This window comes from Rhodococcus sp. no. 34 (assembly GCF_054589475.1).
This window is the reverse complement of sequence record NZ_BAAILK010000046.1, coordinates 523,543-537,381: the sequence shown is the minus strand read 5'-3', so window position 1 is coordinate 537,381 and position 13,839 is coordinate 523,543. Positions and strand designations below refer to the sequence as shown.

General features: G+C 64.9%; 12 protein-coding genes and 1 pseudogene. 8 read left to right on the top strand and 5 right to left on the bottom strand.

Annotated features, from left to right (window positions below; translation table 11 throughout):
* Nucleotides 1-247 (bottom strand): annotated as a pseudogene (locus tag ACYP01_RS23645) (DUF349 domain-containing protein); the annotation flags it as partial.
* Between the two features lie 139 nt (nucleotides 248-386).
* Between ACYP01_RS23645 and ACYP01_RS23640 the strand changes: the two are divergent.
* The 7 genes from ACYP01_RS23640 to ACYP01_RS23610 all read left to right on the top strand — a co-directional run bounded on the left by ACYP01_RS23640 (nucleotide 387) and on the right by ACYP01_RS23610 (nucleotide 7,661).
* Complete coding sequence (locus tag ACYP01_RS23640) at nucleotides 387-1,148, top strand: class III extradiol dioxygenase subunit B-like domain-containing protein (protein WP_075833047.1); 762 nt, start codon at nucleotides 387-389, stop codon at nucleotides 1,146-1,148.
* Complete coding sequence (miaA, locus tag ACYP01_RS23635; RefSeq protein WP_042450669.1) at nucleotides 1,136-2,071, top strand: tRNA (adenosine(37)-N6)-dimethylallyltransferase MiaA; 936 nt, start codon at nucleotides 1,136-1,138, stop codon at nucleotides 2,069-2,071. The genes ACYP01_RS23640 and miaA overlap by 13 nt, the downstream gene beginning before the upstream one ends.
* Nucleotides 2,072-2,155: 84 nt before the next feature.
* Nucleotides 2,156-2,827, top strand: coding sequence for a class F sortase (locus tag ACYP01_RS23630; RefSeq protein ID WP_042450667.1), 672 nt, complete (start codon nucleotides 2,156-2,158; stop codon nucleotides 2,825-2,827).
* Nucleotides 2,828-2,859: 32 nt separating this feature from the next.
* Nucleotides 2,860-3,729 carry a diaminopimelate epimerase gene (dapF, locus tag ACYP01_RS23625; RefSeq protein WP_459682742.1) on the top strand — a complete coding sequence of 290 codons (870 nt, stop codon included), beginning with the start codon at nucleotides 2,860-2,862 and terminating at the stop codon, nucleotides 3,727-3,729.
* A 75-nt stretch (nucleotides 3,730-3,804) separates the two neighbouring features.
* A complete protein-coding gene (gene hflX / locus ACYP01_RS23620; protein WP_003942213.1) occupies nucleotides 3,805-5,280 on the top strand; it encodes a GTPase HflX in 1,476 nt (491 codons plus the stop codon).
* Nucleotides 5,281-5,290: 10 nt separating this feature from the next.
* The gene (locus ACYP01_RS23615; protein ID WP_231915774.1) at nucleotides 5,291-6,280 is read left to right on the top strand and encodes a hypothetical protein; all 990 of its coding nucleotides are present in this window, start codon (nucleotides 5,291-5,293) and stop codon (nucleotides 6,278-6,280) included.
* 55 nt (nucleotides 6,281-6,335) lie between these two features.
* A complete protein-coding gene (locus ACYP01_RS23610; RefSeq protein WP_459682739.1) occupies nucleotides 6,336-7,661 on the top strand; it encodes an alpha/beta hydrolase in 1,326 nt (441 codons plus the stop codon).
* Nucleotides 7,662-7,700: 39 nt separating this feature from the next.
* On the opposite strand, the gene ACYP01_RS23605 is transcribed toward ACYP01_RS23610, so the two are convergent.
* From ACYP01_RS23605 to ACYP01_RS23590, 4 genes are all read right to left on the bottom strand, one after another.
* Nucleotides 7,701-7,958: an HPr family phosphocarrier protein gene (locus tag ACYP01_RS23605; RefSeq protein WP_003942144.1), complete on the bottom strand. Its 258-nt coding sequence runs from the start codon at nucleotides 7,956-7,958 to the stop codon at nucleotides 7,701-7,703.
* A 97-nt stretch (nucleotides 7,959-8,055) separates the two neighbouring features.
* A complete protein-coding gene (locus ACYP01_RS23600) occupies nucleotides 8,056-10,125 on the bottom strand; it encodes a PTS fructose transporter subunit IIABC (protein ID WP_007735189.1) in 2,070 nt (689 codons plus the stop codon).
* Nucleotides 10,126-10,143: 18 nt separating this feature from the next.
* Entirely contained in the window at nucleotides 10,144-11,139 is a 996-nt protein-coding gene (locus tag ACYP01_RS23595) for a 1-phosphofructokinase family hexose kinase (protein ID WP_064112801.1), read from the bottom strand.
* Complete coding sequence (locus ACYP01_RS23590) at nucleotides 11,136-11,903, bottom strand: DeoR/GlpR family DNA-binding transcription regulator (RefSeq protein WP_003942134.1); 768 nt, start codon at nucleotides 11,901-11,903, stop codon at nucleotides 11,136-11,138. The genes ACYP01_RS23595 and ACYP01_RS23590 overlap by 4 nt, the downstream gene beginning before the upstream one ends.
* A 191-nt stretch (nucleotides 11,904-12,094) precedes the next feature.
* On the opposite strand from ACYP01_RS23590, the gene ACYP01_RS23585 reads away from it, so the two are divergent.
* On the top strand, nucleotides 12,095-13,768 hold the full coding sequence (locus tag ACYP01_RS23585) for a putative PEP-binding protein (protein ID WP_064112803.1): 1,674 nt from the start codon (nucleotides 12,095-12,097) through the stop codon (nucleotides 13,766-13,768).
* Nucleotides 13,769-13,839 lie beyond the last annotated feature (71 nt).

Here is a 13,839-nt window from a genome sequence, read left to right as displayed (position 1 = left end):
GACGTTCACCGTCAGCGGTCTTCACCCAGGCGGTTCCGTCTTCCTCGACGCGTCCGAACTTGCTCGGGTCGCTGGCCGGTGCGGCGGTGACGGCATGCGAGGCTGCTGGTCCGGGGCGAGGTGCTCCGGGGCGGGGCGCACCGGGGCGTGGTCCACCAGGTTTGGGAGCGCCGGGTTTGGGTGCTGCCGGGCTCGGGCTGGCCGAACTGCTGTCGGCGCCGGTGGTGGGTTCACTGTTCTCGGTCATCGGTCCTCGTCTCTGCCGCGCGTCACGGCTGCCTGATCGCATTCCTGGTTCCATTGAACCCGGTACTCACGTTCTCCGACTATTGAATCAGGTAAGAGGGTGTGAGGTCGCCACCTCGGGGTCGACTAGCGTGGCAACTGTGTTGACTTCCGCTGTTCTCGTCCCCTCGGCGCCGTTACTCGTGCCGGAATTGTCCGGTGATTCGGCCGAGTCCGCTCAGGTGCGTGCTGCAGCGACAACCGCCGTGAGCCGGCTCGCTCACGAGGCGGTGCACTGGGTGGGCGTCGGTGTCGGCCCCGAGAATGCAGAACCCGAGAAAGCAGCAGGCGAACTCTGGCGATCGGGCGTCGGACGTGGGCAGATCGGTACGTTCGCTGGATTCGGCGCCGATGTCCGGACGTCACTGGACGCGGATGCGGCAGGCGAACCGGTGCCATCTCTCGAACTGTGCGCCCTTGTTGCCGGCTGGTTGCGTGGCCGAACAGACGTGGAGATAACCGTCGACATGCACGTCGTCAGTGCAAAGGCGTCGGCGAATGAATGTCGTGAATTCGGGCAGCAGCTGCGCAAGCAACTCGACAGCGACAACCGACCGCAAGGGCTTCTGATCGTTGCTGACGGTGCGTCCACGCTGACGGCAAAGGCGCCAGGAAGCTTCGACGAGCGCGCCGCGGGTGTGCAGTCGGCCATCGACGACGCCCTGACGGCCGGTGACCCGGAGGCGCTGCTTGCTCTCGATCCGCGGCTCTGCCGCAGTGTCGGAGCCCAGGGGCGCGCGGCGTGGCAGGTCCTGGCCGGTGCCTTTACGGGCTCGTCTCGGTCGGCCCATCCTCGCGCGACGGTCGACTACAGCGATGCGCCGTTCGGCGTCGGTTACCACGTCGGGACGTGGCGGCCGTGAACGTCCCTGAAGAACTTCGCCCGATCGCAGTTGTCGGTCCGACAGCGTCGGGAAAGTCCGATCTCGCGCTGGCACTGGCCGAGGAATTCGGCGGTGAAATCATCAACATCGACGCGATGCAGCTCTATCGCGGCATGGATATCGGGACCGCCAAACTGACGCCGGCCGAGCGTCGCGGGATTCCGCATCACCTGCTCGACGTTCTCGACGTGAAGGAGACCGCCACCGTCGCGCGTTATCAAAGCGACGCGATCGCGATCGCCGAGAATCTGATCGTGGCGGGCAAGGTTCCGGTGATCGTCGGCGGATCCATGATGTACGTCCAGTCTCTACTCGACGAATGGTCCTTTCCGGCAACGGATCCCGAAGTTCGTGCGAAGTGGGAGGCAGTGCTGGCCGACGGTGGGGTCGGTGCGGTGCATACGGCGCTTGTTGCTGCTGATCCGGTAGCGGCGGCGTCGATACTGCCGACGGACGGCCGGCGGATGGTTCGGGCGCTCGAGGTCGTCGAGCTGACAGGTCTGCCGTTCGCGGCCTCGGCGCCGCAGATCGGTGACCCTCGATGGGGAACTCGCATTCTCGGCGTAGATCGGGATACGGAAGAACTCGACGCCCGGATTCGGTTGCGAACAGAGCTGATGTTTTCAGACGGACTTGTCGACGAAGTTGCCGTGCTCGTCGAGCAAGGATTGCGTGATGGCGTCACCGCGCCGCGAGCCATCGGCTACGCACAGGTGCTCGCACATTTCGACGGTGAATACGATCTGGCCGAAGCACTCGAACGGACGTTCATCGGGACGCGGCGCTACGTTCGCCGCCAACGATCATGGTTCCGTCGTGACGCACGCGTGCACTGGCTCGACGGTGCCGATCCGGAGCTGCCCAACTCCGCTTTCGCGGCGCTCGCAGATCGCGGTCTGTAACACGATCGAGCGGATCAGCTATCTTACAGTTAGCTATTTCGCGATCGATCGGTTTCGCGATCGACGGACTGGAGGACAACGAACATGGCGCAGACCGCGGCGCACGCGCATCCGAAACGTCGACGCGCGGGTCGGCTACCGCTGGTTCTTCTGCTCGTCACATTTCTCACGGTCGGCGGGGTACTGATCTACTTTGCGGTGAGTGCGGCCGGGAAGCCCATCAGCGCACCTGTTCCCGAAGCGCCCTTCGACGTGGGAGCCCCAACCGATCCAGGGGCGAGTTGGGCGCCTGCGCCAACGGATCTGCCGCCGAACACGCTCGCGATTCCCGATCTGGATGTGCGAGCCGACATCGTGACCAGTGGGTTCGGCGCCAACCGCGGAATGATCCTTCCGCATCCTGACAAGGTTTCGCATTTCACCAACGGCGTGCAGTTCGGATCTTCGGAGGGTACCAATCTTGTTGCCGGCCACGTCGACGACGGTGACCGCACGCACGGCGCCTTGTGGGCGCTGCACCAGATGAAGCCCGGAACACCGATCTATGTCAGTGACGACACCGGAACGATGTTCACCTATCACGCCGCGAGCCTGAAGTTGTACGAAAAGGTGGCTTTGCCTGCGGAGTTCTTCTCCGAATCCGGTGCGCCCAGGCTTGTCCTGGTGACCTGCGGGGGCGCGACGGTGCCGGATCCCTCGTTGCCGTCCGGCTTCACCTACGAACAGAACGTGGTGGTCACCGCGTCACCTGCGTAAGTCGCTCGGTAGGTCCGGATAGGATGGCGACCATGGATTTCAGTAAGGGCCACGGCACGCAGAACGACTTCGTCGTTCTCCCTGACCTCGACGTTCGGATCGATCTCGAGCCGGCGCGAGTTTCAGCGTTGTGTGATCGTCAGCGTGGCCTCGGCGCCGACGGCATCCTTCGTGTCGCCCGGGCAGGCGCACTTGCGGACGCGGGCGTGCTCGGTGCGCTGCCCGACGGCGTCGCTGCCGAAGACTGGTTCATGGACTACCGCAACAGCGACGGCTCCATCGCCGAGATGTGCGGAAACGGCGTTCGCGTATTCGCCCACTATCTCAAGGCCTCGGGCTTGGAGAGCAAGGACGAGTTCGTGGTCGGCAGCCGCGCCGGAGCACGTCCGGTCGTGGTGCACGGCTACGACGCCACACATGGTGACGTGACCGTGGCGATGGGCCCGATCAAGGACCTCGGCACCAGCTCGGCAACAATCGACGGCCGCGTCTTCGCCGGCGTCGGGATCGACGTCGGTAATCCGCATTTGGCGTGTGTCGACGAGCACGTGACGCCAGAAGTGTTGAGTTCGCTCGATTTGAGTGTTTCGCCGGGCTTCGATCCCGGGTTCTTCCCGCACGGCGTCAATATCGAGATCGTGACTCCGATCCACGACGGTGGGGTTCACATGCGCGTTCACGAGCGCGGTGTGGGCGAGACTCGTTCCTGCGGAACCGGAACGGTCGCAGCTGCGGCCGCGGCGCTGAGGTACGACTGCCGCGATGAAGGCTCGGTACTGGTGCGCGTGCTCGGCGGCGAGGTACAGGTCACCGTCGAAGGCGGCAAAGGGTCGTTGCGGGGGCCCTCGGTTCTGGTGGCGAGCGGAACGATCAGCGACGCGTGGTGGCAATCGCTTGTGTGATATCGCCCGCGGGAAATACGCCTGCAGGAAATACGGATGCACCGTGCCCAGGTTTCGTGGGACCATGGATCTTGTATGACGAACACACATGAAAACGAAGAGTCCACCGCTCACGAGCAGTCCGAGTACGCGCAAGCCGAATACACGGCAGCGTCCGCATCGGGCAACCCGTCGACCGGTGAGATGCAACTCGCAGATCGCGGCGCCCTGCGCCGCGTGGCCGGTCTGTCGACCGAGCTCGAGGACGTCACCGAAGTCGAGTACCGCCAGCTTCGACTCGAAAGAGTTGTCCTGGTCGGCGTCTGGACGCAGGGAACTGCCGAGCAGGCCGAGGCGAGCATGACCGAGTTGGCCGCACTTGCCGAGACGGCCGGCTCCGAGGTCCTCGAAGGACTGGTTCAGCGTCGCGACAAACCCGACGCTGCCACCTACATCGGTTCCGGCAAGGCGCAGGAACTGCGCGAAGTAGTCCTGGCGACCGGCGCCGACACCGTCGTCTGCGACGGTGAGCTGACGCCGGCGCAGCTCACGGCGCTGGAGAAGATCGTCAAGGTCAAGGTCATCGACCGGACGGCCCTCATTCTCGACATCTTTGCTCAGCACGCCACTTCGCGTGAGGGTAAGGCGCAGGTCGCTTTTGCTCAGATGGAGTACATGCTCCCGCGTCTGCGTGGTTGGGGCGAGTCGATGTCGCGCCAGGCCGGTGGCCGTGCCGGCAGTAACGGCGGTGTGGGTCTGCGTGGTCCCGGTGAAACGAAAATCGAGACGGACCGCCGTCGTATTCGTGAGCGCATGGCAAAACTACGCCGCGAGATCAAGGGCATGAAGGCCGCTCGCGACACCAAGCGCACACGTCGACTGCAGAGCGACATCCCGTCGATCGCCATCGTCGGATACACCAACGCGGGCAAATCGAGTCTGCTCAATTCGCTCACCGGATCGGGTGTGCTCGTGGAGAACGCGTTGTTCGCCACCTTGGACCCGACCACTCGCCGCGCAGCACTCGACGACGGCCGCGAGTACGTACTCACCGACACGGTCGGCTTCGTGCGACACCTTCCGACTCAGTTGGTCGAGGCATTCCGCTCGACTCTCGAGGAAGTGACCGACGCGGATCTGCTTCTGCACGTGGTCGACGGTTCGGATCCGTTGCCGACAGAACAGATCAAGGCTGTGCGGGAAGTCGTCACCGATGTTCTGCGCGAGACGGATTCGAAGGCTCCGCCGGAGTTGATCGTGGTCAACAAGATCGACGCGGCAGATCCGGTTACGTTGACGCAACTACGTGGTCTGTTGCCTGGTGCCGTGTTCGTCTCGGCGCGGACGGGTGAGGGAATCGCCGAACTAAGAGCACATCTCAGCGAGGTGCTGGTTCGGCCGGAGGTCGAGGTCGACGTGCTGGTGCCGTACACGCGCGGTGACTTGATGGCTCGAATCCACTCGGACGGAACGATTTTGGAATCGACTCACGAAGAGGCGGGAACGCGGGTGCACGCACGTGTGCCGCAGATGTTGGCCTCGGCATTGGTCGAGTACGCACCTAGTGCGTAGTTTCGGGGCCGTGGTCGCGGTGATTGCTGCGACTACGGCAACCGCACTGCTTCCCGGAGCGCTCGCACAGGCGTCGTCGTTCGAACCGAGCGAGTTCGCCCCACTCTGTACGCCTACCGATCCTGCGCTCCAGGAGTTGTCGGGGATGGTCGTCGTCGACGATCGGATCTACGCGATGGGCGACGGCGGCAGTGACGACTTCGTATTCGAAATGGACCTGAACTGTGTTGTCCAGAAACAGATTCCGGTCCCGATAGATCCTTACGACGTCGAAGATCTTGCGGTGAGTGGGCGAACGCTCGTTCTGTCGGACACCGGTGACAACCTCCGGACCCGCGAAACAGTGGCGTTCATCACGATGGACCTCGATTCCGGTGACGGTACGTTGCACCGCCTCACGTACCCGGACGGTGCGCACGACACCGAGTCGATACTGCTCGACCCCGACGGCCACGTTTTTGTCGTGACCAAGGAATTGTTCGGCGAAAGCAGTGTCTACACACCGGTCGGGGATCAGAAACTGAGTGACTTGGCGCAGCCCGGCCCGACGCCGCTCGAGCGCGTCGGAGCCGTGTCCCTCGGACCGGAGAAGCCCGTGTCGGTGATGTTCACCGGGGGAGCGGTGTCGTCGGACGGTTCGGCGATCGCACTTCGGAGTTACTCCGACCTGTACCTGTACGAAGTCGTGGACGGCGGAATCGGCGCGACGCTCACCGGTACCGAACCGCTGCGGATCCCGCTCCCGAAGGAGCCTCAGGGTGAGGCGGTGGCATTCAACGATGCGGGCGATGTTCTGATCGGTTCGGAATCTGCCGGCGGAGCGTTGCCTCCGGTGTACGTGATGCGAGCGCTCGTGGACGCGACAGAAGCGACGGCTGACTCGTCTGCCGGTTCGGTCGGTGTCGGGGTCGATCCGTGGACATTCGTGTGGGCCGGGTTGGTCGCGGCAGGATGTGCGATCGGGGGCGCGGCATTCGTGAGATTTCGACGACGCCGCTGATTCCCGATAATTCCACGAATTCGCAGACCGACGGTAGATGTGGATACTGGAACGAATGCACGGGCATCAACTCCTGACGCGGCTCTCGCGTATGTCACTCGAGCACGGACACATCACCGCAGCGCTGCTCGTGGGTTCCGTCATCGTCGGCGTCGGCACGTTGCTTCTGCTTCGGTGGTTGCCGCGTCGGGCCGCGTTGGTCGCGCTAGGTCTGTCAGTGCTCGGATCAGCCACCGGTGCGACGTTCGTGTGGCTCAGCTTTCGGCCGCTGCCCGCGCAGCTACCGGTGTCGAATTTTGTCTGGATAGCGCTGGCGATGTTCGGAGTCATCGGCGCCGCACTCGTTCTCCTTCGGCGCCCAGGGCTTGCGCGTGGCCTTTCGGTGACGGCATTCGCCGGGCTGGCCGCGATCGTCGCAGTGGGTCAGGTCAACGCGCAGACCGGCACCTATCCCACACTCGGCTCACTGGTCGGGCACTGGCCGGTGGGCTCGGTCGAGAACGTTGCCTTAGATTCGCTCCCCGGGGCCGAACCTTGGGTTCAACGGGGACTGCCCACCGAAACTCATTGGCAGGTTCCGGTGCGGATGCCGAGCAACGGTGTCGTGACGGAAGCGGCGATTCCAGGAAACGTTTCGGGATTCGACGCGAGGCCTGCGACGCTGTATCTCCCGCCGGCCTATCTTGCCGATCCGCGTGCCGAGTTGCCCGTACTGGTGTTGGTGGCGGGTGAGCCCGGCAGCCCCAGCGACTGGCTGGACAGTGGCCGGCTCGCGACCACCGTCGACGCCTATGCGTCGAGGCATTCCGGGCTTGCTCCCGTCGTGGTGGTGCCCGACGCGTTGGGGGACTACGACGCCAACCCCGGCTGCATGGATTCTGCGCTCGGCAACGTCGCGACGTATCTGGACCAGGACGTCCCGAACTGGATCGAATCGAACCTTCAAGTGAATCCGGACGCTGCGCAATGGGCTATCGGTGGGTTCTCCTACGGCGGGACATGCGCGATCGAGATGGCCGTGAACTTCCCGGACCGATACCCGTCGTTCCTGGACTTCTCCGGCCAGGACGAACCGTCGACCGGTGATCACGAGGACACCGTGGCGGCCATGTTCGACGGTGACGAAAGCGCGTTCGACGCGGTCAACGCCCGAGACCTGATGGCGCAGAATCGGTATCCGCAGTTGTCGGGTGTATTTGTCGCGGGTGAGGACGACGACATCTACCGCCCTCAGCAGGAGATCATGTTCGAGGCTGCACGCGCCGCCGACATGAACGTGGACTACTACACCCTTCCCGGCGGGCACTCGGGTGATGTGTGGGGCACTGCTCTGGAACTCGAAATGGACTGGCTGGGCCGGACACTCGCACTGACTCCGTGAGAGTGTCCGGCCCGCTACACAGCACCGACTGACATCGGGTCAGGCGTCGAGATCAGCGGCTACCAGCTCGGCGACCTTGGCGAGTGCGTCGGCGTCGTCGGACTCGATGGTTACTTCGGTGTCCTTGGCGGCTCCGAGCGTCATGATCATCAGTGCCGAACCTGCATCCACGGGTTCGCCGTCGGCGACTGCGAGGGTGACCGTGGCGCCGGAGGCTCCGACTGCTTCGGCGATGAGAGCGGCGGGGCGGGCGTGGAGGCCGACTGCGGAACCGACGGCAACTGTCTTGCTGGGCATGGGATCTCCTCGTTGTAGAACTGTCGTTGCGGACGTTATGGGGTGTTCGGGCAGATCTGGTGACTCAGGTGGTGACTGCAGTGTTGCCTGCTGTCGATCATGCCGCAGCGGGCACGATTTCGGGGTCGAGTTCGGCATCGGACGGCCCCTTGCGGAAGAACTCCTTGGCTCCGACGACGGCGAGCGCAGCTACCACGGTTCCCGCGGCGAGCGAGACCAGGAACCAGCCGATTCCGCCGACTGCGAAGAAGACGAAGATCCCGCCGTGCGGGGCGCTGAGAGTGACGTCGAAAGCCATGATCAGCGCGCCGGTGACCGCGCCGCCCGCCATCATCGAGGGGATCACGCGAAGCGGGTCGGCAGCGGCGAACGGAATCGCGCCCTCGGAGATGAATGCCGAACCCAGCAACCAGGCAGCCTTTCCGTTCTCCCGTTCGGCTTCGCTGAAGAGCTTGGGACGCAGCACCGTCGAGGCAAGTGCCATGGCAAGCGGCGGAACCATACCGGCAGCCATGACAGCCGCCATGATGCGCAAAGTGGCCGGGTCGTTGACGTTGAGTCCGGCGACGGCGAAGGCGTAAGCCGCCTTGTTGACCGGTCCACCGAGGTCGAAGCACATCATCAGGCCGAGAATGATGCCGAGGAAGATGGCCGAGCTGCCGGACAGTCCGTTGAGCCAGTCGGTGAGACCGGAGGTGATCGCGGCGAGCGGACGCCCGAGGACGATGAACATCAGTGCTCCGACGACCAGCGTCGCGAACAGCGGGATGATTACCACCGGCATCAGGCCTCGCAGCCACTGCGGGACGGCGATCCGGCCGATGTAGAGCGCGACGACACCGGCGATGAGACCACCGACCAAGCCGCCGATGAAACCGGCACCGACGAACACGGCGACCGCGCCGGCTGTGAAGCCGGGAGCGATGCCAGGCCGGTCGGCGATGGCGAAGGCGATGTAGCCGGCCAACGCGGGCACCAGGAAGCTGAATGCCAACGAACCGATCTGGAACAGCACTGCGCCGAGATAGGTGGCCAGACCACCGTCGGGAAGGTTGGTGATCGAGTTGTTGAGAACGATGTCCTTGGCCGGACCGGAGATCTCGTATCCGCCGAGCAGGAAGCCGAGTGCGATCAGCAGACCGCCGGCCGCGACGAACGGGATCATGTAGCTGACACCGGTCAGGAGGACCTGACGGAGGTGGGTGCCGAACCCTACGGAACCGGCATCGGAATCCGCGGCCGCTGCGGCGGTGCCGTCAACGGTGGCGGCGGCGGGATTCTCGGAGGCGCGCAACGCTTCTGCGAGCATCTTGTCCGGCTCGTTGATTGCCCGCTTCACACCGGAAGCGACGACGGGCTTACCGGCGAATCGTTCGCGGCCCTTCACTCCGACGTCGGTGGCGAAGATGACCGCGGCGGCTCCCGCGATCACCGAAGGGTCAAGGGGGGTGCTTCCGCTCGAACCTTGCGTTTCGACGTGAACCTTGATGCCGGCGCGTTCACCCGCGGCGACGAGTGAGTCCGCCGCCATGTAGGTGTGAGCGATTCCGGTCGGGCAGGCGGTGACCGCGACGATGTGACGCTCCGCGGGCGCTGGTGCCGGGGTCTCCTCGGTAGCGTGTTTCCCGGTGGAAACAGGTGCCGGGGGTGTCGCTGCCGCAGCCTTTGCTGCAGGATCCTTCGGTGCGGGATTGAGTACCTCGTCGACCAGTCTCACGATCTCGTCCGGCGTCGACGCTTCACGAAGTGACGTGACGAACGCGGGCCTGACGAGTGCTCGGGCCAACGAGGAGAGCAGCTTCATGTGCTCGGCCCCGGCGCCTTCGGGTGCCGCGATCAGGAAGACCAGATCGGCGGGGCCGTCGGGTGCACCGAAGTCGACCTTCGGATCGAGTCGAGCAAACCCCAGGGACGCGGACGAGACAGCCTCGGCGCGGCAGTGGGGAATTGCGATTCCGCCGGGCAGTCCGGTCGCGGACTGCGCTTCGCGAGCGAGTGCGGCATCGACCAGTCCCGCGGCGTCGCTCGCCCGTCCCGCTGCAGTCAATCGCGCTGCGAGAGAACGAATGACATCTTCCTTGGTCGAACCCAGGTCGGTGTCGAGTGAGATCAGTTCGGGACTGATGATCTCCGGGCCGGAACTGCCGGCTGCGGTGGTATCGGACATGTCAGGTTCCTTAGGGCGTCAGGCGAGTTCGGTGGGGACGGGGATGGGAGAGGCGGCATCTGCTGCAGATACCGAAACCGCTGCCAGATCGATCTGTTCGGGTGTGGGAAGGGTTGTGCCGGGAAGGGAGGCAGCGGCGCTTCCGTAGGCGACCGCGTGACGTAGCCGCTCGGATTCCGAGCCGCCGCCCGCTTCGGCGAGGATGTAGCCGGCCAGCGACGAATCGCCTGCGCCGACGGTACTGACTGCGACAATCGGGGGAGCGGTGGCGATCCACGCGCCGTCGGCCGTGACGAGGACGGCACCGGCTGCGCCGAGCGTGGCGAGCACGCTGCCGACGCCGCGATCGACCAATCGCTGCGCCGCCGTGACTGCAGGCCCGGGATCACCGTTCTCGGCAGCACGTTCGAGGACGTGGCCGTCGACGCCGGTCAGTTGCGCGAGTTCCTCGCCGTTGGGTTTGAGCAGATCAGGTGCCGAGCCGGGGAAGCCTTCGGCGAGTGCCGTCAGTGGGGCGTCCGAGGTGTCGACCGCCACCTTGCACGGGTGATCGCGCAGCGCGGCGACCAGTTCGCCGTACCACCCCAGCGGAACGCCGGGAGGCAGTGAGCCGGACAGCGCGAACCACAGTGCGGTATCGGCGCGGGCGATCAACTCCTGTGCCAGGGCGTCGAGCGTCGAACCGGACAGCGTTGCGCCCGGTTCGTTGATCTTCGTCGTGGTCCCGTCCGGTTCCGCGATGGTGATGTTGGTGCGAGCCGGACCCGTTGTGGCGACGCCGATGTGGGGAATCCCACCGGTTGCGAGCGCCGAGAGCAGAGGGTCACCACCGTTTCCCGGCAGCACCGCGAGCACGTCGAGGTCGGCTGCGGCGAGAACACGCGCCACGTTGACCCCCTTGCCGCCGGGGTCGCTGCGAGTGGAGTGGGCGCGTAGGACGGAGCCTCGTTCGAGCCGTTGCTCGAGTTGTACGGTCCGATCGATACTCGGGTTGGCTGTCAGTGTGACGATCATGCGATCACCACCTCGATTCCGTGGTCGTGGAACTCGGATGTGTCTGTGGGACTGATCTCTTCGTCGGTGATGAGGACGTCGATGCTGTCGAGTGGTGCGAAGCTGATCAAGTGCTCGCGGCCGACTTTGCTGGAATCGGCCACCACGACAACGTGATTGGCGGCCTTGACCATCGCACGTTTGACGGCGGCCTCTTCGCTGTCCGGGGTGGAGAGTCCGTGTCCGACGCTGATCGCGTTGGTTCCGACGAAGGCGACGTCGACCCGCAACGTGCTCAGCAGGCGTAGAGCGTCCTCGCCGACCGCGGCTTGCGTCACCCCGCGTACTCGTCCGCCGAGCAGGATCAGGGAAATCGAGTTCATCGATGCCAGTCGTGCGCCGATCGGCACGGAATTGGTCACGGCCGTGAAGTCGTTCTCGGTCGGTAGTTCGGGGATCATGCGGCCCGTGGTCGTGCCCGCGTCGAAGATGACGCTGCCGCCGGTAGGAGGGAGATAGGTGACCGCGCAGCGGGCGATCCGGTCCTTCTGTTGCGCGCGGGTCTGATCGCGTTCCGCCATGCCCGGTTCGGTCACATGGAGGGATCCGGTCGGAACGGCGCCGCCGTGCACACGCCTGATCTGTCCGATCCGCTCGAGGAAGGCCAGATCGCGACGCACGGTCTCGGTGGTCACACCGAAGGTCTCCGACAGCGCCGCCACGGACATGCGTCCGCGCTGCGACACCATGGTGCCGATCGCTTGTTGGCGTTCTTCCGCGTACACGTGCTCTCCGATTCCGAAATGTGATCCGACGGTGCGTTGTGGATCACAGTGAATGTTGCTTTATGTTGTTTTACGCCCGAGTGTGTTGACATGTCAAGACTTGGGAGTAATCTTCGTCACAACGAAGGTGAGGGCTTTACGCGCTCGAGGTGATCCGGTGTGACACCGGGCCCATCGCTCAAGGAGGACAGATGACCGAACAGCTCAACCGAATCACCGTGCACGGCACCCCCGTCGTGCCCGGAATTGCCTACGGCCCGGCTATCTGGCCGTCCAGCCGACCAGAACTCGTCACCGATGCACCGGCCCTCGACGAGGCCGATCGAGAGGCCGCTGCAGACGCCTTCGTCGCAGCAGCGAAGGCTGTCGAGAACCGCCTTCTCGGACGGGCCGGCGAAGCCACAGGCGCGGCCGCCGAGGTCTTGCAGGCCAACGCGGCGATGGCAGCCGATCGCGGCTGGATCGGGGCGGCAAAGAAGTCGATCGCCGGCGGAGTGCCCCCGGTGCAGGCTGCGATCGCGGCGACGGAGCAGTTCGTGGTGCTGTTCACCAAGGTCGGCGGTGTGATGGCCGAGCGCGTCACCGATCTCGAGGACATCCGCGACCGCGTGATCGCCGAACTCTCCGGATTGCCCGAACCCGGAGTTCCGATGCCCGAGACGCCGTCGGTGCTGTGCGCGGACGATCTGGCTCCTGCGGACACCGCGGGCCTCGATGCAACCAAGATCATCGGACTCGTGACCATCTTCGGCGGCCCGACCAGCCACACGGCAATCATCGCGAGGCAGTTGGGCATCCCGTGCATCGTGGCCGCGAAGGAACTGGAATCCATCGCGGCCGGAACACCGATTCTGATCGACGGAACCACCGGCGACGTGATCGCGGAGCCCGATCCCGAGCAGGCGCGCGAACTGGTCGAACAATCCCGGATCGATCGTGAACGCGTCAGCACGTGGACCGGACCAGGCCGGACGTCGGACGGCCGGCCGGTAGACGTCCTCGCCAACGTTCAAGACGGCGCCGGCGCTCGGGCCGCGGCGCTGACCGCAGCGGGAGGCATCGGGCTCTTCCGGACCGAACTCTGCTTCCTCGGCCGTGAGACCGAACCGACCGTAGACGAGCAGGCGGCGATCTACGCCGAAGTTCTCGAGGCCTTCGCAGGCAAGAAGGTCATCATTCGCACGTTGGACGCGGGTTCGGACAAGCCGCTCAAATTCGCCAACCATCAAGAGGAAGCGAATCCGGCCCTCGGCGTTCGTGGGGTCCGAATCGCCTGGCAGGACATGGGAATTCTCGACCGCCAGCTCGACGCGATCGCGGCAGCCGCGGCGTCGACCAACTCGTCGCCGTGGGTCATGGCACCGATGATCGCCACCCCGGCCGAGGCGAAACGTTTTGCCGATGCGGTGCGGGCACGCGATCTTGTTCCCGGTGTGATGGTGGAGATCCCGGCGGCGGCGCTGTTGGCCGACCAGATTCTCGAACACGTCGAATTCCTCTCGATCGGTACCAACGACCTCGCTCAGTACACGATGGCCGCTGATCGGATGTCCTCCGAACTCGCCGACCTGACCGATCCGTGGCAGCCCGCGGTGCTCGCCCTTGTCGCACGTACGGCCCAGGCCGGTCAGGCGGCAGGCAAGCGCGTCGGCGTCTGCGGTGAGGCGGCCGCCGATCCACTGTTGGCGTGTGTTCTGGCCGGACTCGGAGTTTCCTCGCTGTCGTGCGCTGCGGCGTCGGTCGCGGGTGTGGGAGCGAAGGTCGGGTCAGTCACCATGGCGCAATGTGAGGCGGCTGCGGCGGCGGTGCTGGCAACCGGTGATCCGGTGGCAGCGCGCAAAGCGGCGGCCGACGCAATCAGCTGAACTGGTTTCGTTGGTCTCGGTCGGAGACCGAGCGCCTGACCTCTAGTATTTCGACCTGTGATCGAACGAGA

Excerpts from the sequence above, each read along its gene's own strand:
- ACYP01_RS23630 (WP_042450667.1), top strand. The coding sequence starts at position 2,156 with ATGGCGCAGACCGCGGCGCACGCGCATCCGAAACGTCGACGCGCGGGT.
- dapF (WP_459682742.1), top strand. The coding sequence starts at position 2,860 with ATGGATTTCAGTAAGGGCCACGGCACGCAGAACGACTTCGTCGTTCTC.
- hflX (WP_003942213.1), top strand. The coding sequence starts at position 3,805 with ATGACGAACACACATGAAAACGAAGAGTCCACCGCTCACGAGCAGTCC.
- ACYP01_RS23610 (WP_459682739.1), top strand. The coding sequence starts at position 6,336 with ATGCACGGGCATCAACTCCTGACGCGGCTCTCGCGTATGTCACTCGAG.
- ACYP01_RS23605 (WP_003942144.1), bottom strand. The coding sequence starts at position 7,958 with ATGCCCAGCAAGACAGTTGCCGTCGGTTCCGCAGTCGGCCTCCACGCC.
- ACYP01_RS23600 (WP_007735189.1), bottom strand. The coding sequence starts at position 10,125 with ATGTCCGATACCACCGCAGCCGGCAGTTCCGGCCCGGAGATCATCAGT.
- ACYP01_RS23595 (WP_064112801.1), bottom strand. The coding sequence starts at position 11,139 with ATGATCGTCACACTGACAGCCAACCCGAGTATCGATCGGACCGTACAA.
- ACYP01_RS23585 (WP_064112803.1), top strand. The coding sequence starts at position 12,095 with ATGACCGAACAGCTCAACCGAATCACCGTGCACGGCACCCCCGTCGTG.